Here is a 23,225-nt window from a genome sequence, read left to right as displayed (position 1 = left end):
ACGTGGCGATCGCAAGCGCGGCAAAGCGGGCGCGGCGGTCGCCACGAGAAAGGAGATAACCGAACATGTGTCTGGGAATTCCGGGCCGGATCGTGGAAATCACCGATCCCGCCAACTGTTTGGCCAAGGTCGACGTCAGTGGCGTGCAGCGGGCGATCAGCGTCCGGCTGCTGGAGAACGACATGCCCGCACCGGACGACTGGGTGCTGGTGCACGTCGGGTTCGCGATGGCCAAGATCGACGAAACCGAGGCGCTGCTGACTCTGGCCGCCATCAAGAAACTCGGCGATACCTACACGACCGAAATGCAGGCCTTCGATTCGTCGGCCATCGTTTGACGAGGAGCGGCAATGAAATTCGTTGACGAATTCCGCGACCCGGCGGCGGCGCGCAAGCTGCTGGCGGCCATCGAGCATCTGGCCGGGACGGGCGGTGAGGGCTTCAAGTTCATGGAGGTGTGCGGCGGGCACACGCACACCATCTACCGGCACGGCATCGAACATCTGCTGCCCGACAACGTCGAACTGGTGCACGGCCCGGGCTGCCCGGTCTGCGTGATCCCGATGGGACGCATCGACGACGCGATGTGGCTGGCCGGCCAACCCGACGTCATCTTCACCTGCTTCGGGGACATGATGCGGGTGCCCGGGTCGCACGGCAGCCTGCTGGATGCCAAGGCCCGCGGGGCCGACGTGCGGTTCGTCTACTCGCCGCTGGACGCGCTGAAGATCGCGGTCGACCATCCCGACAAGCACGTGGTGTTCTTCGCCATCGGTTTCGAGACCACCGCGCCGTCGACCGCGGTGACGCTCGTTCGGGCGCGTGAGCTGGGCCTGCCCAATTTCAGCGTCTTCTGCAACCACGTCACGATCGTGCCGCCGATCAGGGCCATCCTGGAGTCGCCGGACCTGCGGCTGTCGGGGTTCATCGGCCCGGGGCACGTGTCCACCGTGGTGGGCAACCGGCCCTACCGGTTCGTCCCTGAAGTGTATCGAAAGCCATTGGTGGTAGCCGGTTTCGAGCCGCTGGACATCCTGGCCTCGGTTGCGATGCTGCTGCGTCAGATCCGCGAGGGCCGCTGCGAAGTGGAGAACCAGTACAAGCGCGTGGTACCCGAGCACGGCAACCCGGCGGCCCTGGCGCTGATGGGCAAGGTGTTCGCGCTGCGCCCGCACTTCGAATGGCGCGGGCTTGGCTTCATCTCGCAAAGTGCGCTGCGACTGCACGACGATTTCGCCGAGTTCGATGCCGAGCTGCGGTTCGCGATGCCCGGCGTGCGGGTCGCCGACCCGAAGGCCTGTCAGTGCGGTGAGGTGCTCAAGGGAGTGCTGAAGCCTTGGGAATGCAAGGTATTCGGCACCGCATGCACACCGGAGACCCCGATCGGGACGTGCATGGTGTCCCCGGAGGGGGCCTGTGCGGCGTACTACAACTTCGGCCGCATGCACCGGGACGCCGTCAAGCTGGTGGGGCGCACTTGACCTCTGACAAGGGCGCAGAGATGTTCGCCCGCTACGCCTATGCGCCCAACGCGCTCGGCTATTGTGGTCCCCCGCTGGGCGCCACCCTGCGCGCCGGTTCGGTCGCCGACGTGCGCGGGGCGGCGACGAGGTTCTCCGGCGCGTGGCCGTATCTGCGGGTGCTCTCGAAGCTGACCGGCATCGCTGACCCGCTGGATTATCGTCTGGTCGAGTCGTATTGGCTCGGCGGCGGTGTCGCCGCCGGCCTGGACCCACAGGAATTCTTTGACGCGTTGCTCGCAATCATCGGCCCACAGGCGGGCCACTACTGGTCGCACCTCACCACGGATCTGGCGCGCGAGGCCGCCGGCAACCACTGCTTCCACGTGTTCGGGGTGTATCCGTGGACGCGGTTCTTAGCCGGCGGAGGCCGCAAAATCAATGTCGAGCAGCCGCTGAACGTGCTCGACAACTGTCGAATCACTTCCGGGACAGTGCTTTCCCGCGATAGCGACCGCGTGGAGGTGTTGTGCCGAAGGCTGGCGTGGGATGGTCAGGCCCTCACGCTCTCGAAGCCGTCGGCGCGCGTGCTCGAGGTGTGGGCTGACGGGTACAGCGCGGTGCCCGACGTGGCCGCCGATGATGTGGTGGCGGTGCACTGGGGCCGGTTGTGCGGCCGGCTGTCGCCGGCGCAGCTTCGCGCGCTGACCGACAGCACGAACCGGCAGCTGCTGGTGACCGGCCGCCGACTGGCGCGCGTCTGACTTCGCCGCCAGACTGGCCCGGTGCCCGGTTCTCTTTGCGATGTGCTGCCCGCCGCGGCCGCCCTGCTCGACGTTGAGGATGCCGTCGACAAGCTGGCGGTGACGGAGTGGGTTGGCGCCGACCGCATCGACCGGGTGCTGGTCGCGCTGGTGGATGGCCTGGGCTGGCACCTGCTTCCGCAGCTGGCCGGCAGCGCGCCGCTGCTGGCGTCCGTGCTGGGCGGCGCCACCGCGCGGCTGACCCAGCTGGACTGCACATTCCCGTCGACCACGCCGACCAGCCTGGTGTCGCTGGGCACCGGTGTGCTGCCGGGTGAGCACGGCATCCTGGGCTTCACGCTCAGGGTGCCCGGCACCGATCGGGTGCTCAGCCACGTCCGGTGGCGTGACGACCCGTCCCCCACCAGGTGGCAACCGGTGCCGACCTGGTTCGAACGGCTCAAAAACGCCGGCGTGAGCGCCCGCGCGGTGCTGCCGGCGGTGTTCATCGGCAGCGGACTGACCGAGGCGGCGTACCGCGGCGCCGAATTTCATCCGGCCAACCCCACCGACGACTACGCGCGGCTGCTGGCCGACGAGCTGCGCGCGGCGCCCGGGCTGGTGTACGGCTACACCGCGGAGCTCGACACCGCCGCCCACGTCTTCGGTATCGACTCCGACCAGTGGCATACCGCGGCGGCGAACGTCGATGCACTGCTGTCCCGCCTGCTCGACGCGCTGCCCGCGAACACGGCGGTGCTGGTGACCGCCGACCACGGCGGCATCAACGTCCCACCCGAGGCCCGCATCGACCTCGACACCGACCCCAGGCTGGCCGAGGGGATCCGGGTGGTGGCCGGCGAGCCGCGGGTGCGGTATCTGCACACCGAGCCGGGCGCCGCCGGCGACGTGCAGGCCGTGTGGGGCGAGCTGCTGGACGGCCGCGCTACCGTGTACGGCCGCGAGCAGGCGATAGTCTCCGGCATGTTCGGGCCGTTCACCGCGCGACACAGCGAGCGGCTCGGCGACGTGGTCGTCATCTGTTCCGGCGACACCGCCGTGCTGGCCAGCGCACATGAGCCACCGGAGACAGCTCGCCTGGTCGGCTTTCACGGCGGAGGCACGGCGGCGGAGATGGAGATTCCGCTCATCGTTTTCCGGCCGTAGCTGCGCAAACACACACCGGACTCGGATCGAGTTCACAGCTCGCTGGAACCGTTCACCGATTTTCACGCGGTACATTCGGTGCACTGTGGTTTTCCGGGGTGTTGGCGAGACTCGGCGATGGCAGCGAGCCATCGCGGTCGCCGCAGCTCTAGGGGTGTTCATCGCCCTGGTCACGGGGTCGGCGCTGCGACCCAGCTTCGCGGCGGCGGCGCCGCCGGAGCCGGCGGCTCGGTCAGCGGCAACCGTCGATGCGCACGCCGGGCCGATGCCCGGCCGTCCCTCCGCCCTCAGCCAGCCCGCCCTGACCGTTTCGCAGCCTTCGGCACCGGCGAACAAGACCAACAAGATGCCGTTCCGCCGCGCGTGGATGACGAAAGAACGACCCCTGACCTGGAACCGCTTGTCAGCGCAATCGGTGCTGACGCCAGCGCCATTGTCGTTCACCCCGATAGGGTTTGCGCCGGGCGGCCCCCAAACCCGCGCGCCCGCGGCCATTGCGTCCGACCGAGATATCTTGACCGAGATCTGCGTCGCCCGCCGCTGATCGTGGCGCCTGGGCCGGGCGTGTCCTGCCGATGCACCGTGTGTTTCCGCGACACGTGAGCGCCCCAAGGCTTGTAACCCTCGTGTCTATCTCGTGAAAGAAGACCCTCATGTTTTCGGGCACCACCGACACCGCCACGGGCAGGCGGAGGCTGTAATGGATTTCGCGACGCTACCTCCGGAGATCAACTCCGGGCTGATGTATTCCGGTCCCGGCGCGGGATCGATGATGCGGGCCGCCGCGGCGTGGGAAACGTTGGCAGCGCGGCTTTTCACCGCGGCGACCGACTACCGGGCGGTGACCGCACAGCTGGGTGCGGCCGGCGAGCGCCCGGCGTTCACCGAAGCCGCGACACGCTACGTGGACTGGCTCGACGCCGTCGCAGCCCGAAGTGAGCATGCGGCCACCCAGCTCAAGGCGGCGGCCGGCGCGCATCAATTGGCCTTCACCGCGATGGTGCCGCCACCGGCGATCGCCGGCAACCGTACGCAACGAATGTCGCTGGTGTCGACGAATTGTCTGGGCCACAACAGCGCGACAATCGCGAACGTCGATGCCGAGTATGACGCGATGTGGGCGCAGAACGCCGCCGCCATGCGCGCCTACGCCCAATCCGCGGCCGGTGCCGTGACAACAATGGCTCCCTTCCCCGCTCCGCCCGGCAACCCCGCTGTGACGAAGCGCAATTGGGCTCTCCAGTCGGCGCCGGACGTGATATCGGCCGGCTGCGAAGTGATGTCGGTTATACCGAAGGCCCTCAGACGCCTGTCGTCGTCGCCGCTGACGACGTTCGAAGCGTCCCTCTCCGCGGTCACCCCGTCGCTGTCGAAACTGAATTCCGTGACCGCGCCGTCGGACTTCGCGATTGGCCACCTCAATTCGATGAACAAGACGGCGGCCCTGCGCTCGCTGTTCCCAAAGCCGGCTGCCACCAACGGCGTGAGCGCGGCCCTGGGTCGCGGGACGCCGGTCGGTGGGCTGTCGGTGCCGGGCAGCTGGGCGGCCGCCGCCCCCGCGATGGAGCGGCTGCACGGGGACCGGGTCGGCGAGCCCATCCACCTGGTCGCGCTCAGCGCGCCGCCCGACTCACATGCGGCCGACAAGTACGGCGGTTAAAGCGGAGTGACATAAGCCGCGCTGATGCCGCCGTCAACCATGAACGTCGAAGCGGTGATGAAAGACGCGTCGTCGCTAGCCAAAAATGCTACCGCCGAGGCGATTTCGCCGGGGTCGGCGAAGCGGCCGACCGGGACGTGCACCAGCCGGCGGGCGGCCCGCTCGGGGTCCTTGGCGAAAAGCTCCTGCAGCAGCGGAGTGTTGACCGGCCCGGGGCACAGCGCGTTCACCCGGATGCCCTGCCGGGCGAACTGCACACCCAGCTCGCGCGACATCGCGAGCACGCCTCCCTTGGAGGCGGTGTAAGAGATCTGCGACGTAGCGGACCCCAGGACGGCCACGAACGACGCCGTGTTGATGATCGAGCCTTTCTGCGCGGGAACCATGTGCCGCAACGCCGCCCGGCAGCACAGGTACACCGACTTCAGGTTGACGTCTTGGACGCGTTGCCACGCCGGCAGTTCGGTGTTCTCGATGAGGTCGTCGTCGGGCGGTGAGATGCCGGCGTTGTTGAACGCGATGTCGATGCGCCCGTGGGCCTGCGCCGCGGTATCGAACAGCTCGTTGACCGCGGCCTCGTCGGACACGTCGGTGGGCACGAACAAGCCGGACAGTTCGTCGGCCGCCGCGGCGCCCGCGTCGCCGTCGATATCGCCGACCACGATTGTGGCGCCCTCGGCATGCATCCGCCGTGCCGCGGCAAGCCCGATGCCGCCACCGGAGCCGGTGACGACGGCCACGCGGCCCGCCAATCGTTGGGTGAGATCCACCGCCGCCACCTACTCCTCTCCGATCGCGATGAACACGTTCTTGGTCTCGGTGAAGTGCAACGGCGCATCCGGGCCCAGCTCGCGGCCCAGCCCCGACTGCTTGAACCCGCCGAACGGCGTGTTGTACCGAACGGACGAGTGCGAATTCACCGATAGATTCCCGGATTCGATCGCCCGGCAGACCCGCAGCGCACGGGACAGGTCGTCGGTCCAGATCGATCCGGACAGTCCGTAGTGGGTGTCGTTGGCCAGCGTGATGGCGTCGTCCTCATCGTCGAAGGCCAGCACCGTGACGACGGGGCCGAAGATCTCGTCGGTGACGCAACGGTCGGTGCGTTGTGGCGTCAGAACGGTTGGCGGGAACCAGAATCCGCGGCCGGCCGGCGCGGTGCCGCGGAACGCGACGGGGGCATCGTCGGGCACATATGACGCCACCTTGTCGCGGTGCGCGGCCGACACCAGCGGACCCATCTCGGTGTCACGGGATGCCGGGTCACCGACGACGACGCTGGTGACGGCGGGCTCGAGCAGCTCCATGAACCGGTCGTAGACGCTGCGCTGCACCAGGATTCGGCTGCGAGCGCAGCAGTCCTGTCCCGCGTTGTCGAACACCCCGGCCGGTGCGGTCGCGGCGGCGCGCTCGAGGTCGCAGCCGGCGAAAACGATGTTGGCGCTCTTGCCGCCCAATTCCAGGGTCACCCGCTTCACCTGAGCGGCCGCACCGGCCATTACCTTCTTGCCGACGTCGGTGGACCCGGTGAACACGACCTTGCGGATGTCGGGATGGGTGACCAACCGCTCCCCGACCACCGCGCCCCGCCCCGGCAGCACCTGCAGCAGGTCTGCGTCGAGTCCGGCTTGCGCCGCCAGCTCACCGAGCCGGATCGTGGTCAGCGGCGTGGCCTCGGCGGGTTTGATCAGCACGGCGTTGCCCGCGGCCAGGGCGGGTGCGAAACCCCACGATGCGATGGGCATCGGAAAGTTCCACGGGGTGATCACGCCCACCACGCCCATCGGTTCGTTGAACGTAACGTCCAGGCCACCCGCAACGGGAATTTGCTTGCCGGACAAGCGTTCCGGGCTTGCCGCGTAGAAGTTCAACACGTCGCGGACGTGACCGGATTCCCATTCGGCCGCCGCAATGGGGTGCCCCGAATTGGCGACTTCGAGTGCGGCCAGCTCGCCGCGATGGGTGTCGACGGCGGCGGCGAAGGCCCGCAAGCCGGCGGCCCGCTCGGCCGGGGACAGCCGCGCCCACCGCCGCTGCGCCGCCCCCGCCCGCCCGACCGCGTCGTCGACCGCGGCTGCGTCGGCGTGCTCGACCGAGCGCAACACCTCCTCGGTGGCCGGGTTGATCAGCTGCGCGGTGGTCAACTCAGCTCACGCGTCCCGCGTACGACCGGGCGGCGTCCACGATCGCGGCAAACAACCGAAGGTCTTCCAGTGACTGTTCCGGATGCCATTGCACCGCAAGCACAAATCTGTCCCCGGGCAGCTCCAGCGCCTCGACGACGCCGTCGGCGTCCCGGGCGCTGATTAGCAGGCCGTCGGCCACCCTGTCGACGGCCTGATGGTGATAGCTCGGTGCATCGGCGGATTCCCCGACCAGCGCGGCCAGCCGGGTGCCCGCCACTGTGCGCACCGGCAGCCTGGTGAACACCCCATTGCCCGCCCGATGCCCGCTGTGCCCGAGCACGTCGGGCAGGTGCTGGTGCAGGGTGCCGCCCAGCGCGACGTTGAGCACCTGCGCGCCGCGGCAGATTCCCAACACCGGCAGGCCCCGCCGCAGCGCGCCCTGCAACAACGCGAACTCCCACGCGTCGCGGTCGGTGCGGGGCAGGTCGGTGGTCGGGTGCGGTTGCTGGCCGTAGCTGGCGGGGTCCAGGTCATACCCCCCGGTAATCACCAACGCATGCAGGCCGTCCAGTACCGCGTTGACGATCTCGGCGTCCACCGGCTGCGGCGGCAGCAACACCGCGATCCCGCCGGCCAGGATGACGCCGTCGAAGTAGTCGGCGGGCAGGAAGCCGGCGCGGATATCCCAGATTCCGGTCTGCACCTGCTCCAGATACGTCGTCAGGCCCACCACCGGGCGCAGCGGGTCGCCACCTTCTGATCTAGAGGCGTTCAAACCCACGCATCCTCTCCCAATCGGTGACCGCCGCGTTGAACGCCGCCAACTCCACCCGGGCGTTGTTCAGGTAGTGGGCGACAACGTCGTCGCCGAACACGTCCCGAGCGAGCGTCGAGCGCTCGAACACCGAGGCCGCCTCGGCGAGCGTGACGGGCAACCGCTCGACGCCGGGAGTTTGGTAGGCATTTCCCGCGCAGGGATCCGGTAGCTCCAGGCCCCGTTCGATACCGTACAGCCCGCCGGCGACCATCGCCGCCACCGCCAGATACGGGTTGACGTCGCCTCCAGGCACCCGGCACTCGACCCGGGTGTTGGGCCCATGACCGACCACCCGCAGCGCGCAGGTGCGATTGTCCAGTCCCCACGCCAGCGCGGTAGGCGCGAAACTACCGTCGGCGAATCGCTTGTAGGAGTTGATGTTCGGAGCGTAGAACAGCGTGAGGTCGCCCAAGGTGGCCAGCAGGCCGCCCAGAAAACTGCAGAACGCCAACGACATGCCGTGCGGGCGGCTGGGATCGGCGAACACCGCGCCGCCCTGCGGGTCACGCAGCGAGAGGTGAACGTGACAGCTGTTCCCCTCTCGCTCATCGTATTTGGCCATGAACGTCAGACTCTTGCCGTGCTGATCGGCGATCTCCTTGGCGCCGTTCTTGTAGATGACGTGGTTGTCACAAGTGACCAACGCGTCGGCGTACCGGAAACCGATTTCCTGCTGCCCCTTATTGCATTCGCCCTTGACAGTTTCGAATTGGAGGCCGGCGCCGATCATTCCCTGCCGGATGTCGCGCAGCAACGGCTCCATGCGCGACGAGGCCGAGATCGCGTAGTCGATGTTGTAGTCGCTGGCCGGGGTCAGACCCCGGTACCCATTGGCCCACGCCTGACGATAGGGCTCGTCGAACACGATGAATTCGAGCTCGGTAGCGACGTCGGCGGCCAGGCCCCGGTCGGCCAGCCGGTCGAGCTGGCGGCGCAGGATCGCCCGCGGCGACACCGTGACGGGGCTGCCGTCGGCCCAGCCCACGTCGGCGATCACCAACGCTGTACCGGGCAGCCACGGGATGCGCCGCAGGGTGGACAGGTCGGGCCTGGCCACCGTGTCGCCGTAACCGGTGTCCCAGCTCGAGATCGCATAGCCGCCGACGGTGTTCATGTCGACGTCGACGGCGAGCAGATAGCCGCAGCACTCGGCGCCGTGGGCAGCCACGTCGTCAACGAACAGCCGCGCGTCGATCCGCTTGCCGACCAGCCGGCCCTGCATGTCGGCGAACGCCACGATGACGGTGTCCACCTCGCCGGTGCCGACCAGTCGTTCGAGCGCGGTCAGCGACAACATCGCGGCGTTCGGCTCGGTCACAGCACTTTCTTCACTGGCCATGACCGTAGTCAACCAGGCGCTACCAGGTACTGGTGCGCAAAATGATCTCGGCGGCCAGCTGGGCCGTCGACTCTTGCACGCTGCGCCGCCCCAGGTGCACCACCCGGTATTCGGCGTAGACGTAACGCTGGCTGGCCTGTGCCACCGCCCGGGCGGCCGGCGAGCTGACCAACACGGTGGTGCCGATCTCGACTGGCGGGCAGTGTCCGTCGGTGATGGCGCCTTCGTAATCGGCGGCCCGCGGATGGCCGCGATCGATTACCACCAGTCCGACGAAACGGCCCAGCCGGGTTGCCGTCAGTTCCCACGCGAGTTCGCCGCCGGCGCGGTCGCCCATCACCACGGCCCACCCAATGCCCAGCGCGTCGAGGATGCCGATCACCGACTTGGGAGTCAGGCGCGAATCGAAGCCGATCACGACCGTCCGCAGCGATGCGGTGTGCAGGCGCTCGCAGACGGCGTCATACGCCGCCGGGATGCGGTCCTCGTCACCCAATATGACAACGACGACGCCGGTCTCCGGGCCGGCTACAACCACCGGCACGGGGAACCCGTCCAGCGTGGTCATCATCGAGGACACCCCAGCACGCTACAGCCAAACGGTATGCGAGCGCGACGATTCTCGGCATTTTATTACGCGGGCCCAGCTTTTTGACCGCGTCGTCAACGGCGACGTTCGCGCCGCCATCACGGCGAATGATCTACGGCCGCAAGCGACTTGCGAGACGCGGCCGCTGCGGCGGTGGACCGTCAAGCAGGCTGAGAATGCCGTCGATGTCGAGATGGGACGCCAGCAGATCGGCGGCGACGTCGAGCTGGGCATCGCGGCGCGCGGCGACGTTGACGTCGCCGACCACGAAGCCGCTGCGGCCGGCCGCGTCGGCGACCCGGGCGAGCCACGCGCGCCGGAAATCGTCGTTGTCGAGCAAGCCGTGCCAATGGGTCCCAAAGACTGCGGCGCGCACCACGCCCTGCGGGTGCGGATCGGCACCGGATGCGAACCAGCATTGTTCGGCGCAGCCGGCGACCCGACCGTGATGGATCTCGTAGCCGGTGAGCGGTTGCTGCCAGCGACGCAAGGTCTTGTCGGGATGGAAGGTGATGTCGACGTCCAGCAGCCCCAGCCCGGGCACGCCCGCGGTCCCGGATTCCACCGGATCGTCTAGGCGAGCGCACAGCATCTGAAATCCACCACAGATTCCCAGCACCGGCTTGCCGGCACGAGCGTGCGCGGTGATTGCTTCGGCGAGGCCATGATCGCGCAGCCAAGACAGGTCGGAGACAGTGGCTTTGCTGCCGGGGATGACGATCAGGTCGGTGTCGGTGAGGTCGGCGGGGTCGGTGACCCAGCGGACCAGGACCCCGGGTTCGCAGGCCAGCGCCTCGACGTCGGTGGAGTTGGAAATCCGGGGCAGTCGAATGGCGGCCACCCGCAACCACTGGTCACCACGCGGGGGCGCGGGTGTGCCGATGACGCGGTGCGCGACCACCGACAGCGAGTCTTCGGCGTCCAACCACAGCTCGTCGGTGTACGGCAGCACCCCGTAGGTCGGGCGGCCGGTCATCTCGTGCAGCTGGCGCAACCCGGGTTCGAGCAGCGCGGGGTCACCGCGAAATTTGTTGACGATGAAGCCGGCAATCAAGGCTTGGTCGTCGGGTTCGAGCACCGCGACCGTCCCGAACAGATGCGCCAGCAGGCCGCCCCGGTCGATGTCCCCAACCAGGAGCACCGGTAAGTTTGCAGCCCGGGCCAGCCCCATGTTGGCCAGATCGGTGGCGCGCAGGTTGATCTCGGCCGGCGAACCCGCCCCCTCACAGATCACCGCATCAAATTCTTCGCGCAGGCAGTTGAGTTCGTCGAATATGATGGAGGCCAGCCGATCACGATGTTGCACATAGCTTTTCGCGCTGACCGAGTCGGCGACTTGACCCAAGATCACCAGCTGCGAGGTGCGGTCACTGCCCGGCTTGAGCAGGATCGGGTTGAATCGCACGCTCGGTTCCAGCCCCGCCGCGCGCGCCTGGATCGCCTGGGCGCGGCCGATCTCACCGCCTTCGACGGTCACCACCGAGTTGTTGGACATGTTCTGCGCCTTGAACGGGGCGACGCGGACCCCGCGGCGGGCCAACAACCGGCACAGGCCCGCCACCACCACCGATTTCCCGGCGTCGGAGCTGGTGCCCGCGACCAGCAACGCTCCGGTCATCCGGGAAACGTCATGGCAAGGTGAGGATTTCGACGCCGGTGTCGGTGACCAGCAGGGTGTGTTCGAACTGCGCGGTCCACTTGCGGTCCCTGGTGACCACCGTCCAGCCGTCGTCCCAGATCTCGTAGTCCAGACCACCGAGGTTGATCATCGGTTCGATGGTGAACGTCATCCCCGGTTGGATGATGGTGGACACCGAAGGCTGGTCGTAGTGCAGGACGACCAAGCCATTGTGAAACGTGGTACCGATGCCGTGACCGGTGAAGTCACGAACAACGTTGTAGCCGAACCGATTTGCGTACGACTCGATGACGCGCCCGACGACCGAGAGCGCACGACCGGGCTTGACGGCGTTGATGGCGCGCATCGTGGCCTCCCGGGTGCGCTCCACCAGCAGCCGGTGTTCCTCGGAGACATCGCCGGCCAGGAAGGTCGCGTTGGTGTCACCGTGCACCCCATCGATGTACGCCGTGACATCGATGTTGACGATGTCGCCGTCGGCGATCACCGTCGAGTCGGGGATCCCGTGACAGATGACCTCGTTGAGCGACGTGCAGCACGACTTCGGGTAGCCCTTGTAACCCAGCGTCGAAGGATAGGCACCGTGGTCGACCATGTACTCGTGGGCGATCCGGTCCAGTTCGTCGCTGGTAACCCCGGGTGCGACGGCTTGGCCTGCCTCCACCAGCGCGCCGGCCGCGATGCGGCCGGCGACGCGCATCTTCTCGATCACCTCGGGGGTCTGCACCCACGGCTCGCTGCCCTCTTGGGCCGTGGACTTGCCGACGTATTCCGGGCGCGGGATACGCGCGGGCACCGGCAGAGTCGGGGACAACTCTCCGGGCGAAAGCGCGGTGCGAGCAGGCATGCGACCAGCTTAGTGGCAGCGTGGCATGGCGTTGAGTGTGCGCCAGCGGCGTTGAGTGTGTCCGTAGGGCGTGAATCCGCCGCGCGGGAATTCCCCCGCCCTCAACGCACACTCGACGAAGCCCAGCTAGGCGATTAGAGCCGTTGGCGGCGCAGCAGCGAGCGGCGCGGCCCCCGGAGGATCACCGAGCCGCACACCACCCGCCCGGTCAGCACCACGTGCGGCCTGCCCTCACCAGGCGGGTCTTTGCGCCGGTCGCTGGCGCTGCCCACGTACACCTCGACGTCGTCGATGGACGCGCTGGCTCCGTCGGGCAATCGAATCTCCACCGAGCCGAATCTCATGTCGAGCTCGATGACCACCACCGGCCCCGCGAACCGGGCCTTGGTGAGGTCGAGTTCCACCGAGCCCAGGCGGCGGACCAGGGCCAGGCGGGTGGGCACCGTCCATTCGCCGCGGCGCTTCAGCGAACCGGCCCAGCCGCGCAGTTCCACCCGGTCGGCAGCGGAGGTGACGATGGCGCCCGGTCCCGGCAGATCGCCGACCAGGCCGTCCAGCTCGCCGCGCGTGCGCGCGTAGGACACCTGCGACGAGCGCTGCTCGAACTCGTCGATATCGATCAACCCGAGCGCGACCGCATTGTGCAGTCGCCGCATCGTGCCGTTGCGGTCGGCGTCGGAGACGCGCAACGCCACCATGTCGCCGCCGGTATCCGTCATGTTTCGCAATTTACCGCTGATGCGGCCCGGGGGCGCTAGGCCAAAAAGTTCGGCGGCAGCGCTTCGAACATGAACTTGGTCATCCGAACCGCCCACTCGGAGCTGCCGCCTCCCACGATCAGCGAGGCGAAGGCCAAGTCGCCGCGGTATCCGGCAAACCAGGAGTGCGATCCGCCCGGGAACTCGGCCTCACCGGTCTTTCCGTAGATCTCGCCGCAACCGGCGATCTCCTTGGCGGTGCCGTTGGTAACCACCAGACGCATCATCGGCCGCAGCGCATCGATCATCTTCGGGCTGATCGGCGTGGTGTCGCCCTGAACGGCCGTCTGGCGGCCCACGATCAGTTGCGGCACGGGCGTCTTGCCGGCGGCGACCGTGGCCGCCACCAGGGCCATGCCGAATGGGCTGGCCAGCACCTTGCCCTGGCCGAAACCGTCCTCCGTGCGTTCGGCCAGGTCCACCGTCGGTGGCACCGACCCGGTCACCGTCGTGATGCCGTCGACCTGATAGTCCAGCCCGATGCCGTAGCGGGTGGCCGCCTGCGTCAGGCCGCGCGGCGGCATCTTGCTGCTGAGCTCGGCGAAGGTGGTGTTGCACGAACTGGCGAACGCGCGCGACATCGGCACCACACCGAGATCAAAACCGCCGTAGTTGGGGATGGTGCGGTGCCCGATGTCGAGACGGCCGGGGCAGCCCAGCATGGTGTTGGGGGTGGCCATGTCGCGGTCGACGGCCGCGCCGGCGGTGATCATCTTGAACGTCGACCCCGGTGGGAACAGGCCGTTGGCGGCGGGCAAACCGTCCGCGTCGGCGCCGCCGTTCTGTGCGATCGCGAGGATCTCCCCGGTCGACGGCTTGATCACGACCATCATCGCCTTGCCACCCTTGTTGTCCACCGCGCGCTGGGCGGCATTCTGTACCACCCGGTCCAGGGTGATCGACACCGACGGCGCAGGCGACCCTTCGACCTCGTGCAGCACCTCGACCTCCACGCCGTTCTGGTTGACGCTCACCACCCGCCAGCCCGCCTCACCGTCGAGTTGGTCAACCACGGCCTTCTTCACCGCGGAAATGACCGCCGGCGCGAAATGCGGATCGGTGGGCAGCATTTCGGGCTGGGGGGTGACCACGACGCCGGGCAGATGGCCGACCAGCGGGGACACCCTGTCGTTGTCGTCGGGGTGCAGCGTCACCCCCAGATCCACCGGGTGGGGCGTCGAGCTGGCTTGCTCGGCGAGCAGCTGGGGGTCGTTGAGGGCCCCGTTGAAGGGGTGCAACACATCGACGATCGCGTGTGCCGTGCCGGAAAGGGCCGATCCGGCCTGGGTGGCGTCCAGCGTGTAGTGGTACAGGTAGCCGGGCGCCAGCACGTCGCTGCCGCCGAGCTCATTCACCGAGGCGCGGTGCGGCCGGTCGGCACGCAACGCGAACGTCTGGTGCTCGCCCAGCTTGGCGTGCAGCGCCGTGGTGGTCCATCGCACCGCCCAGTGCCCCTCGTCGCGCGCCATCTTCAGCTGGCCGTCGTAGGTCCAGGTGCGGTTCTTGGGCAGGTGCCAGGTGAAGCGGTAGCCGACGGTGCCGCTGTCCTCGGCGTACTTGGCGTTGAGGACCTGCGCGTCGAGGTGGGATGCCTGCAGGCCGGACCAGGCCGCGTTGAGTGCCTCGCGTGCCTCGTTGGGGCTGTCGCTGAGCTGTGCGGCGGTCGCGGTGTCGCCGATGGCCAGGGCGCGGAAGAACTTCTCCGCCGCCGGGCCCGGGCCTTCGGGCCGGGGTGTGCATCCGGACAGGACGATGACCGCGACCAGCAGCAGGCCTGAGGCGGATGAGGCCATTGTTGTTCTAGTTGCCATCGGTGCAAATGTTAAGAACTGCAGCCTGCACAGCGGCGCCGACACACCGAGACCCCACCGTTATGCGTGGATTTGCCGCGGCCTCTTAGGGCGAATGTGCGGCCAGCCGCACGCTCGGCCGGGGGTGGTGATCCGAGGCGGACGCTAGTCGAGCAGGACCGTCGCGAAGGAGCCGATCTCGGCGAAGCCCACTGTGGCGTATGCGGCGCGCGCCACGGTGTTGAAGTCGTTGACGTACAGGCTGGCGGTTCGCCCGGTGCCGACGATCACCGCGGCGACCGTGGCGGTGCCGGCGGTGCCCAAGCCGATCCCGCGCCACTCCGGGTGCACCCACACCCCCTGGATCTGGCCCACGCCCGGGGACTGCGAGCCGACCTCGGCCTTGAAGACGACCTGGCCGTGCTCGAACCGCGCCCAGGCGCGCCCGGCCGTGATCAGGCTGGCCACCCGCCGCCGGTAGCCGCGGCCGCCGTCGCCGAGGCGCGGGTCGACGCCCACTTCGCCGATGAACATGTCGACGGCGGCCACCAGGTAGGCGTCCAGCTCTTCGGGCCGGACCTGTCGCACCCCAGGGTCGAGGTCGCAGCTGGGGTGAGTGGACAACGCCAGCAGCGGCTGGTGGTCGCGCACGTCACGGGCCGGGCCCCAGGCCGCCTCGAGCCGCTCCCACATCGGCATCACCAGCTCGGCCCTGCCGACCAACGACGAGCAGCGCCGCGTCCCGCGCATGGCCTCGTCGGCGAACACGCTCAGATCGGCCGGCGCCCCGCGCAGCGGGATCAGGTTGGCGCCGGCGAAGCACAGCGATTCGTCGGCACCGCGCAGCGTCCACAGTTCGCCGCCGATCGAATTGGGATCGATGCCGTGGTCGGCCACCCGGGCCGCGACCATGCATGACGCGACGGGATCGTCGTCGAGCACCCGCCAGACAGCGGCCGCGTCGCGCACCACCGACACCCGTCGCTCACCGACAAGGCGGAACAGGGGCGGAGCCGACATATGGCGAACTCTCTGTGGTGCGAACTCTTTCGGCCGGGCGCTGGCGCTTATCAGCTTACGGTGACAACAGGTGAACCGCTGGACGTTGCTTCCGGTCCGCCATCGCTGTTCACCTCGGTACCCATTTCAGCGGCGATGCGCATTGCCTCTTCGATCAACGTTTCGACAATCTGGGATTCGGGCACGGTCTTGATCACTTCGCCACGAACGAAGATCTGGCCCTTGCCATTTCCCGACGCGACGCCGAGGTCGGCCTCGCGGGCCTCCCCCGGGCCGTTGACGACGCACCCCATCACGGCGACACGTAGCGGCACGTCCAGACCATCCAGGCCGGCGCTGACTGCGTTGGCCAGGGTGTAGACGTCGACCTGCGCACGCCCGCACGACGGGCACGACACGATCTCGAGCCCGCGCGGCCGCAGGTTCAGCGATTCGAGGATCTGGTTGCCCACCTTGACTTCCTCGACCGGCGGTGCCGACAGCGACACCCGGATGGTGTCGCCGATGCCGCGCGACAGCAGTGCGCCGAAAGCGACCGCGGACTTGATGGTGCCCTGGAAGGCGGGCCCGGCCTCGGTGACCCCGAGGTGCAGCGGATAGTCGCATTGTTCGGCCAGCTGCTCGTAGGCGGCGACCATTACCACCGGGTCGTTGTGCTTGACGCTGATCTTGAGTTGGGAGAAGCCGTGCTCCTCGAACAGCGAGGCCTCCCACAGCGCCGACTCGACGAGCGCCTCGGGGGTGGCCTTGCCGTACTTCTCCATGAACCGCTTGTCCAGCGAGCCCGCGTTGACGCCGATGCGGATCGGGATGCCGGCCGCGCCGGCGGCCTTAGCGACCTCGCCCACGCGGCCGTCGAATTCCTTGATGTTGCCAGGGTTTACCCGCACCGCGGCGCACCCCGCGTCGATGGCGGCGAAGATGTACTTGGGCTGGAAGTGGATGTCGGCGATGACCGGGATCTGGCTGTGCCGGGCGATCTCGGCCAGCGCGTCGGCATCCTCCTGACGCGGGCAGGCCACCCGGACGATGTCGCAGCCGGCCGCGGTCAACTCGGCGATCTGCTGCAGCGTCGTGTTGACGTCATGCGTCTTGGTGGTGCACATCGACTGCACTGAAATCGGATAGTCGCTGCCGACCCCGACGTCACGGACCATCAGTTGGCGCGTGGTACGCCGGGGAGCAAGCGTGGGCGCGGGAGTCTGCGGCATGCCCAGGCCAATGGTCACGGTGTTGATTCCTTCGGTTTCGTCATTGGAAGAGCCTGATCGGATTGACCAGATCGGCGGTCACGGTCAGCAGCATGTAGCCGACCACGAACACCAGCACGACGTAGGTCGCGGGCATGAGTTTGAGGTAGTTCACCGGCGCGGCCGCGACCATGCCACGGGCCGACCGGATCAGGTTGCGGATCTTTTCGAACACCGCGATGGCGATGTGGCCACCGTCGAAGGGCAGCAGCGGCACGAGGTTGATCGCGCCCAGGATGAGGTTCAGCTGGGCCAGGAAGAACCAGAACGCCACCCACAACCCGTGGTCGACGGTGTCGCCGCCGACGATGCTGGCCCCGACGACGCTCATCGGCGTCTCCGGGTCGCGCTGCCCGCCGCCGATGGCGTGCACCAGCGCACCGACCTTCGTCGGGATCGCGACGAGCGCCTTGCCCACCTCCCCGGTGAGGTCACCGGTGAAGCCGATGGTGGCCGGGATCGCCGTGAGCGGCCCGTAGTGCGTGGGCCCGACCTTGACGGCGCCGACGCCGATGGCGCCGACCGTGGCGGGGTGCTGTTGACCGCCCTGCGCGTTGGACGCGGTGGTCAGGTAGCGCTGGGTGGTTGTGACGTCGACGTAGGAAGTGATCGTGGTGCCGTTGCGCTCGGCGACGATCGGGACGTTGCCGTGCACCTTGCGGATAGCGGCGGCCATGTCCTCGAAGGTCGACACCGGGGTGTCGCCTACCTTGACGATGACGTCGCCGGGCCGGATTCCGGCGAGCGCCGCCGGACCGGGCCCGGTGCAGTCCGCGATCTTGCCCGGCGCCACTTCCGGTGCCACGCAAGCGGTTTCGCCGACCACCGCGCGAGTCGGCGGATGTAGGTTCGGCAGGCCCCAGATCAGCGCGATGCCGTAGAGCAGCACCAGGCAGATGATGAAGTTCGCGGCGGGACCGGCGAACAGCACCGCCACCCGCTTCCAGACCGCCTGCTTGAACATGGCGCGGTCGGTCTCGTCGGGAGCCAGCTCCTCCACCGAGGTCATGCCGGCGATGTCGCAGAAGCCGCCCAGCGGAACCGCTTTGAGGCCGTACTCGATTTCACCGCGCCGGGTCGACCACAGGGTGGGGCCGAAGCCGACGAAGTAGCGCCGCACCTTCATGCCGGTCGCGCGCGCAACCCACATGTGCCCGCACTCGTGCAGGGCCACCGAGATCAGGATGGCCAGTGCGAACAGCACAATGCCGATAACGAACATCATCAGGTTGCGAGGACCTTTCTCACACCACTCCGGAGGCTTTTGCTGACACCTTGGCGGGCTGGGCTTGTGCGACGGCACGCCGCGCCCGGTCACGTGCCCAGCGCTGCGCGTCGAGTACCTCATCCACGTTAGCGGGTACTTCGCCAAATTTGGGCGCCCATTGGTCGGCGGCGTGCAGCACTTCGGCGATGGTTTTGACGATCGCGGGGAACCCGACCCGGCCCGCGAGGAAGGCCTCCGCCGCCTCCTCGTTGGCCGCGTTGTAGACGGCGGTCATGCAGCCACCGGTCTGCCCGGCGTGCCGGGCCAACTCGACGGCGGGGAAAACGTCATCGTCCAGCGGCTCGAAGTCCCAGCTAGACGCGGTGTTGAAGTCACAGCTCGCGGCCGCGCCGGGGACCCGCTGCGGCCAGCCCAGGGCCAGCGAGATCGGCAGCTTCATGTCCGGGGGGCTGGCCTGGGCGAGGGTCGAGCCGTCGACGAAGGTGACCATCGAATGAACAATCGACTGGGGGTGCACGACCACCTCGATGCGGTCGTAGGGAATGCCGAACAGCAGGTGGGTCTCGATGAGCTCGAGGCCCTTGTTGACCAGCGATGCCGAGTTCAGCGTGTTCATCGGGCCCATCGACCACGTCGGATGGGCGCCCGCCTGTTCCGGGGTGACGTCCTCGAGCTGGGCGGCCGTCCAGCCGCGGAACGGACCGCCGGAGGCGGTCAGTACCAGCTTGGCGACTTCATCGGCGGTCCCGCCGCGCAGGCATTGCGCCAGCGCGGAATGTTCGGAGTCGACGGGCACGATCTGCCCCGGCTTGGCGGCCTGGAGCACCAGCGGACCGCCGGCGATCAGCGATTCCTTGTTGGCCAGCGCCAGTCGGGCGCCCGATTCCAGCGCGGCCAGCGTGGGCCGCAGGCCCAACGCCCCCACCAGCGCGTTGAGGACGACGTCGGCCTCGGTCTCCTGGACCAGCCGGGTTGCCGCTTCGGGCCCGGAAAAGGGGATGTCGCCGGCCCGCTGCGCCGCTTTCTCCTCGGCGACCGCGATGTTGGTCACACCGGTCTCGGCGCGCTGCCGCAACAGCGTGTCCAGGTTGGCGCCTCCCGCGGCCAGGCCGACCACCTCGAAGCGGTCCGGGTTGGCGGCGATGACGTCCAGCGCCTGGGTGCCGATGGAGCCGGTGCTGCCCAGCACCAGCACGCGGAGCCGGTCCCGCGTTTGCCCGTCGGTGGTCGGGTTGGTCACCCATTCATTGTGCCGCCCGGCACCGACCGGGGCCATCTACCGGGCCATGCCCCGCAAGCCCGGTAGGGGGTGTGCCAGAATTTGGGGACAAGCCAATCCGATCCGAAGGGGATTCGCCGTGGCCAGTACCGAGGTGGAGCACTTCACCGGCGTCGACGCCGTCGAGGTGCCGTCGGCAGCGTGGGGTTGGAGCAGGATCAATCACCGGACCTGGCACATCACCGGCCTGTTCGGGTTCGGCTTCCTGCTGGCGATGCTGCGCGGCAACCACGTAGGCCACATCGAGAACTGGTTTCTGATCGGGTTTGCGACGCTGACCCTCGTGGCGTTGATCCGCGACCTGTGGGGGCGCCGCCGCGGCTGGATCAGGTAGCCGCCATCGCGTCTGCCCTAGCGGTGCGCCCGGCGCCGCCAGGCGCCGCCGAGCACGGCGACCGCCAACGCGAGCACCGCGATCACCCACGGCCATATCCCGTGCTGATGTACCCAGCCGGCCACCGCGCCTTGCAGCTGTCCGGCCGCAGTGATCACCGCGTCCTGCGGGTTGCGGTTCGCGGCGAAGAGGCGCACCTCGTAGCTGCCGTAGTAGGCCACGTACAGCCCGACCAGCACCAGCACCGCGCCGGCGATCCGGTTGACGAACGGCAGCATTCGGCGCAGCCGGTCCACCATCGCCGAACTCGCCGTCGCCGCACCGGCCGCGAGCACCCCGACCACCAGGGTCAGCCCCGTGGTGTAGGCGAGGTAGATCGTCACGCCGGTGAGGATCGATCCCCCGCGCAGGCCGGCGGCGGTGACGGCCAGAAACGGCCCGACGGTGCATGACAACGAGGCGATGGCATAGCTGATGCCATACCCGTACATGGACCCCAGCCGGGCGGTGGGAGCCCATCGCGGACCTAGCGACCGCGGGGTCAGGGCCGACAGGGCTCGCCCCGACAGCAGCCACACCCCCAGGCCGATCAGGACCACCCCGACGACCACGGTGGCGTACGGCAGGTACCGCTGCACGGTTGTGGCCGCCGAAACGGTGAGGGCGCCGAACACGCCGAACACCGTCAGAAAGCCCAGCGCCATACCAACGGTGGCCGCCAGCGCCCGACCGGCGGCGACAACCCCGGACGACGCCCCCGAACGCTGGCCGCGCACCACCAGCAGTAGGTAGGCGGGCAACATGGCGAACCCACACGGGTTCAGCGCGGCCACCAGTCCGGCCGCGAAGGCCAGTCCGACCAAACCCTGGTCTACCAAGTCAGGACCTCAGGGCGGAGACCCGATCGGAGAGCTCCTGCTGTGACATCGCCGAGGTCGGGTTGTTGACGAACGTGGAGCTGCCGTCCGCGCGGTAGAACACATAGGCGGGCTGCCAGGGCACGTTGAAGCGGGCCCAGATGGACCCGTCGGCGTCGTTGAGGTTGGTGAAGTTCAGGCCGTACTTGGAGACGAAGTTCTGTTCCGCGCCGACGTCCGAGTGCCCGGCCACGCCGACGAAGGTGACACCGGGATTGGCGGCCGCCACCTGGCTGACGCCCGGCGCTTCGGCATTGCAGAACGGGCAGAACGGCGCCCAGAACCACAGCACCGCGGGCTTGCCCTGCAAACTGGCGCCGTTGAACGGCGCGCCGCTCAGCGTCGTCCCGGTGAATTGCAGCCGGTCGTCGGCGGCTAGCGCCCGTGGGGCGTTGGCCACGCCGACCAGCACAGTGGCGGCGAGGAGCACCGCAGCAAACGCCGTGTTCAGGGCTGACGAGCGAATACTCATGACACACCTCATTTGCTGCAGTTATGCCTTTTAGACGGGACAGCCCGTCGTCCCGTTCATCCGCGCTCGGCGGCCAGCTGTCCACACGCGGCGCTGATCTCGCGGCCGCGAGTGTCGCGCACCGTGCAGGAAACCCCCTTGCCGCGGACCCGCCGGACGAATTCCCGCTCCACGGCCTTGGGGCTGGCGTCCCACTCACTTCCCGGGGTCGGGTTGAGCGGAATCAGGTTCACGTGCACCAGCGGCCCGAGCGCGCGATGCAGTCGCTGCCCCAAAAGGTCTGCGCGCCAAGGCTGGTCGTTGACGTCGCGGATCAACGCGTACTCCACCGACACCCGCCGTCCGGTGATGTCGGCGTAATACCGCGCGGCGTCAAGGGCTTCGGTGATTTTCCACCGGTTGTTGACCGGCACCAGCGTGTCGCGCAGTTCGTCGTCGGGCGCGTGCAGCGACAGCGCCAGCGTGACGCCGAGGCGTTCGTCGGCGAGTTTGCGGATGGCGGGGGCCAGGCCCACCGTGGACACGGTCACCGAACGGGCCGAGATACCGAATCCATGTGGCGGCGCGGCGATGATGCGCCGTACTGCTGCGACCACGCGGGCGTAGTTGGCCAGCGGCTCCCCCATGCCCATGAACACCACGTTCGACAGCCGGTCCCCGAAGTCGTCGCGCAGGGCCGCAGCGCCGGCACGCACCTGCTCGAGGATCTCGGCCGTCGAGAGGTTGCGGGTTAACCCGCCCTGACCGGTCGCGCAGAACGGACACGCCATGCCGCAGCCGGCCTGCGACGAAATGCACACCGTGTTGCGGTGCGGGTAGCGCATCAGCACCGACTCGACGGTGACTCCATCGAGGGCCCGCCACAACGTCTTTCGCGTCTGGCCGGCATCGCAGGTCACGTCGGAGGCCGCGGTGAGCAGAATGGGGAACATTGTCTCGGCGATGGCGTCGCGCAATCCCGCCGGAAGGTCGGTCATCTGCCGTGGATCGGCGATCAGCCGGCCGTAGTACTGATGCGCCAGCTGCTTGGCGCGAAACGCCGGCAGACCCAGCTCCGCGACGGCGGACGCGCGGCCGTCCTCGTCGAGGTCGGCCAGGTGCCGCGGCGGCCTGCCGGGGCGCGGCTCGGAGAAAACCAATTGTTGAACCATGACCTGTCCAGTATCGGTCACGTTCGGGCCGACCTAGGGGACGAGTGTCAGCACCGTCCAGGCCGCGACCGCCGACGGCAGGACGCCGTCGAGCCGATCCATCAGACCACCGTGACCGGGCAGCAGCCGGCCCATGTCCTTGATGCCGAGGTCGCGCTTGACCTGTGATTCCACCAGATCGCCAAGCGTGCTGGTCAGCACCAGGACAACGCCCAGCAACGCGCCGATCCACGGCGGTTTGCCGGCCAGGAACGTCGCCGTCAGCGTCGCCGCGGTGATTCCTAACACCAGGGAACCTGCGAATCCCTCCCAGGACTTCTTGGGGCTGATCGCCGGGACCATCGGGTGCTTGCCGAAGAGCGCCCCCACGGCATATCCGCCGGTGTCGGAGGCGACGACGGTGATCATCAGGCAGAACACCCGCCCGGCGCCGTCGTGGGGATAGACGAGCAGGACGCCGAACGACGCGAACAACGGGACCCAGGCGGCCAGGAAAACGGTGGCCGATGCGTCGCGCAGATAGTTCGACGACAATCCGGCGGCGGGATCGTTGCGGCTGGGATCCCGCATGAACAACCGCCAGACATTGCAGATCACGACGGTGCCGCCGAAGCCTGCCAGCGCGCCGGCGGCATGGAA

At 68.3% G+C, this 23,225-nt stretch carries 24 protein-coding genes; 7 read left to right on the top strand and 17 right to left on the bottom strand.

Features of this window, described 5'->3' with window-relative positions:
- Nucleotides 1–65: 65 nt before the first annotated feature.
- The 6 genes from VFW69_RS25315 (at nucleotide 66) to VFW69_RS25290 (ending at nucleotide 5,030) form a co-directional block, all read left to right on the top strand.
- Nucleotides 66–338: a HypC/HybG/HupF family hydrogenase formation chaperone gene (locus VFW69_RS25315; RefSeq protein ID WP_067130897.1), complete on the top strand. Its 273-nt coding sequence runs from the start codon at nucleotides 66–68 to the stop codon at nucleotides 336–338.
- A gap of 12 nt (nucleotides 339–350) precedes the next feature.
- A complete protein-coding gene (hypD, locus tag VFW69_RS25310; RefSeq protein WP_526505843.1) occupies nucleotides 351–1,481 on the top strand; it encodes a hydrogenase formation protein HypD in 1,131 nt (376 codons plus the stop codon).
- The gene (locus VFW69_RS25305) at nucleotides 1,478–2,224 is read left to right on the top strand and encodes a DUF6390 family protein (protein ID WP_526505841.1); all 747 of its coding nucleotides are present in this window, start codon (nucleotides 1,478–1,480) and stop codon (nucleotides 2,222–2,224) included. Before hypD ends, VFW69_RS25305 begins: the two co-directional genes overlap by 4 nt.
- A gap of 21 nt (nucleotides 2,225–2,245) precedes the next feature.
- A complete protein-coding gene (locus VFW69_RS25300; protein WP_526505839.1) occupies nucleotides 2,246–3,370 on the top strand; it encodes an alkaline phosphatase family protein in 1,125 nt (374 codons plus the stop codon).
- Nucleotides 3,371–3,524: 154 nt separating this feature from the next.
- Nucleotides 3,525–3,914: a hypothetical protein gene (locus tag VFW69_RS25295; RefSeq protein ID WP_526505837.1), complete on the top strand. Its 390-nt coding sequence runs from the start codon at nucleotides 3,525–3,527 to the stop codon at nucleotides 3,912–3,914.
- Nucleotides 3,915–4,070: 156 nt separating this feature from the next.
- On the top strand, nucleotides 4,071–5,030 hold the full coding sequence (locus VFW69_RS25290) for a PPE family protein (protein ID WP_526505835.1): 960 nt from the start codon (nucleotides 4,071–4,073) through the stop codon (nucleotides 5,028–5,030).
- Here the strand turns inward: VFW69_RS25290 and VFW69_RS25285 are convergent.
- From VFW69_RS25285 to dxr, 13 genes are all read right to left on the bottom strand, one after another.
- Nucleotides 5,027–5,800: a 3-oxoacyl-ACP reductase gene (locus VFW69_RS25285; RefSeq protein WP_526505833.1), complete on the bottom strand. Its 774-nt coding sequence runs from the start codon at nucleotides 5,798–5,800 to the stop codon at nucleotides 5,027–5,029. The two genes, VFW69_RS25290 and VFW69_RS25285, sit on opposite strands and share 4 nt — an antisense overlap.
- 9 nt (nucleotides 5,801–5,809) lie before the next feature.
- On the bottom strand, nucleotides 5,810–7,174 hold the full coding sequence (locus VFW69_RS25280) for an aldehyde dehydrogenase family protein (protein WP_526505831.1): 1,365 nt from the start codon (nucleotides 7,172–7,174) through the stop codon (nucleotides 5,810–5,812).
- A gap of 1 nt (nucleotide 7,175) precedes the next feature.
- A complete protein-coding gene (locus VFW69_RS25275) occupies nucleotides 7,176–7,886 on the bottom strand; it encodes a gamma-glutamyl-gamma-aminobutyrate hydrolase family protein (RefSeq protein WP_526505860.1) in 711 nt (236 codons plus the stop codon).
- A 31-nt stretch (nucleotides 7,887–7,917) separates the two neighbouring features.
- The gene (locus VFW69_RS25270; protein WP_526505829.1) at nucleotides 7,918–9,312 is read right to left on the bottom strand and encodes a glutamine synthetase family protein; all 1,395 of its coding nucleotides are present in this window, start codon (nucleotides 9,310–9,312) and stop codon (nucleotides 7,918–7,920) included.
- A 19-nt stretch (nucleotides 9,313–9,331) separates the two neighbouring features.
- A complete protein-coding gene (locus VFW69_RS25265; RefSeq protein WP_526505858.1) occupies nucleotides 9,332–9,883 on the bottom strand; it encodes an alpha/beta hydrolase in 552 nt (183 codons plus the stop codon).
- A gap of 130 nt (nucleotides 9,884–10,013) precedes the next feature.
- Nucleotides 10,014–11,519, bottom strand: coding sequence for a cobyric acid synthase (locus VFW69_RS25260; protein ID WP_526505827.1), 1,506 nt, complete (start codon nucleotides 11,517–11,519; stop codon nucleotides 10,014–10,016).
- A gap of 10 nt (nucleotides 11,520–11,529) precedes the next feature.
- Nucleotides 11,530–12,387, bottom strand: coding sequence for a type I methionyl aminopeptidase (gene map, locus VFW69_RS25255; protein WP_526505826.1), 858 nt, complete (start codon nucleotides 12,385–12,387; stop codon nucleotides 11,530–11,532).
- A gap of 134 nt (nucleotides 12,388–12,521) precedes the next feature.
- Nucleotides 12,522–13,106, bottom strand: coding sequence for a DUF1707 domain-containing protein (locus VFW69_RS25250; RefSeq protein ID WP_526505824.1), 585 nt, complete (start codon nucleotides 13,104–13,106; stop codon nucleotides 12,522–12,524).
- Between the two features lie 35 nt (nucleotides 13,107–13,141).
- Nucleotides 13,142–14,956 (bottom strand): penicillin-binding transpeptidase domain-containing protein, encoded by a 1,815-nt coding sequence (locus VFW69_RS25245; protein ID WP_526505822.1) that lies wholly within the window; start codon nucleotides 14,954–14,956, stop codon nucleotides 13,142–13,144.
- A gap of 144 nt (nucleotides 14,957–15,100) precedes the next feature.
- Nucleotides 15,101–15,955, bottom strand: coding sequence for a GNAT family N-acetyltransferase (locus VFW69_RS25240; RefSeq protein ID WP_526505820.1), 855 nt, complete (start codon nucleotides 15,953–15,955; stop codon nucleotides 15,101–15,103).
- A 50-nt stretch (nucleotides 15,956–16,005) separates the two neighbouring features.
- A complete protein-coding gene (gene ispG / locus VFW69_RS25235) occupies nucleotides 16,006–17,184 on the bottom strand; it encodes a flavodoxin-dependent (E)-4-hydroxy-3-methylbut-2-enyl-diphosphate synthase (RefSeq protein WP_526505818.1) in 1,179 nt (392 codons plus the stop codon).
- A gap of 22 nt (nucleotides 17,185–17,206) precedes the next feature.
- Nucleotides 17,207–18,430: a M50 family metallopeptidase gene (locus VFW69_RS25230; protein ID WP_526505816.1), complete on the bottom strand. Its 1,224-nt coding sequence runs from the start codon at nucleotides 18,428–18,430 to the stop codon at nucleotides 17,207–17,209.
- A gap of 19 nt (nucleotides 18,431–18,449) precedes the next feature.
- On the bottom strand, nucleotides 18,450–19,673 hold the full coding sequence (gene dxr / locus VFW69_RS25225; protein ID WP_526505814.1) for a 1-deoxy-D-xylulose-5-phosphate reductoisomerase: 1,224 nt from the start codon (nucleotides 19,671–19,673) through the stop codon (nucleotides 18,450–18,452).
- 118 nt (nucleotides 19,674–19,791) lie between these two features.
- On the opposite strand from dxr, the gene VFW69_RS25220 reads away from it, so the two are divergent.
- Entirely contained in the window at nucleotides 19,792–20,046 is a 255-nt protein-coding gene (locus VFW69_RS25220; RefSeq protein WP_526505812.1) for a DUF2631 domain-containing protein, read from the top strand.
- Nucleotides 20,047–20,063: 17 nt separating this feature from the next.
- Here VFW69_RS25220 and VFW69_RS25215 read toward each other — a convergent pair whose 3' ends face one another.
- The 4 genes from VFW69_RS25215 to VFW69_RS25200 form a co-directional block, all read right to left on the bottom strand.
- A complete protein-coding gene (locus VFW69_RS25215; protein ID WP_526505810.1) occupies nucleotides 20,064–20,924 on the bottom strand; it encodes a cytochrome c biogenesis CcdA family protein in 861 nt (286 codons plus the stop codon).
- A gap of 1 nt (nucleotide 20,925) precedes the next feature.
- Nucleotides 20,926–21,435, bottom strand: coding sequence for a disulfide bond-forming protein DsbE (gene dsbE, locus VFW69_RS25210; protein WP_526505808.1), 510 nt, complete (start codon nucleotides 21,433–21,435; stop codon nucleotides 20,926–20,928).
- A gap of 56 nt (nucleotides 21,436–21,491) precedes the next feature.
- The gene (rlmN, locus tag VFW69_RS25205) at nucleotides 21,492–22,586 is read right to left on the bottom strand and encodes a dual-specificity RNA methyltransferase RlmN (protein WP_526505806.1); all 1,095 of its coding nucleotides are present in this window, start codon (nucleotides 22,584–22,586) and stop codon (nucleotides 21,492–21,494) included.
- A 33-nt stretch (nucleotides 22,587–22,619) separates the two neighbouring features.
- Nucleotides 22,620–23,225 (bottom strand): phosphatidate cytidylyltransferase (locus VFW69_RS25200; RefSeq protein ID WP_526505804.1); only part of this gene is annotated, 606 nt, incomplete at its 5' end.

The organism is Mycobacterium sp., assembly GCF_036273375.1.
Classification (GTDB): domain Bacteria; phylum Actinomycetota; class Actinomycetes; order Mycobacteriales; family Mycobacteriaceae; genus Mycobacterium.
The sequence above is the reverse complement of the archived record's forward strand: the minus strand, read 5'-3'. Positions and strand labels throughout refer to the sequence as shown.

Coding starts and splice junctions, on each gene's coding strand:
- VFW69_RS25315 (WP_067130897.1), top strand. CDS start 66: ATGTGTCTGGGAATTCCGGGCCGGATCGTGGAAATCACCGATCCCGCC.
- hypD (WP_526505843.1), top strand. CDS start 351: ATGAAATTCGTTGACGAATTCCGCGACCCGGCGGCGGCGCGCAAGCTG.
- VFW69_RS25290 (WP_526505835.1), top strand. CDS start 4,071: ATGGATTTCGCGACGCTACCTCCGGAGATCAACTCCGGGCTGATGTAT.
- VFW69_RS25270 (WP_526505829.1), bottom strand. CDS start 9,312: ATGGCCAGTGAAGAAAGTGCTGTGACCGAGCCGAACGCCGCGATGTTG.
- VFW69_RS25265 (WP_526505858.1), bottom strand. CDS start 9,883: ATGATGACCACGCTGGACGGGTTCCCCGTGCCGGTGGTTGTAGCCGGC.
- VFW69_RS25260 (WP_526505827.1), bottom strand. CDS start 11,519: ATGACCGGAGCGTTGCTGGTCGCGGGCACCAGCTCCGACGCCGGGAAA.
- map (WP_526505826.1), bottom strand. CDS start 12,387: ATGCCTGCTCGCACCGCGCTTTCGCCCGGAGAGTTGTCCCCGACTCTG.
- VFW69_RS25250 (WP_526505824.1), bottom strand. CDS start 13,106: ATGACGGATACCGGCGGCGACATGGTGGCGTTGCGCGTCTCCGACGCC.
- VFW69_RS25245 (WP_526505822.1), bottom strand. CDS start 14,956: ATGGCAACTAGAACAACAATGGCCTCATCCGCCTCAGGCCTGCTGCTG.
- VFW69_RS25240 (WP_526505820.1), bottom strand. CDS start 15,955: ATGTCGGCTCCGCCCCTGTTCCGCCTTGTCGGTGAGCGACGGGTGTCG.
- VFW69_RS25230 (WP_526505816.1), bottom strand. CDS start 18,430: ATGATGTTCGTTATCGGCATTGTGCTGTTCGCACTGGCCATCCTGATC.
- dsbE (WP_526505808.1), bottom strand. CDS start 21,435: ATGAGTATTCGCTCGTCAGCCCTGAACACGGCGTTTGCTGCGGTGCTC.
- rlmN (WP_526505806.1), bottom strand. CDS start 22,586: ATGGTTCAACAATTGGTTTTCTCCGAGCCGCGCCCCGGCAGGCCGCCG.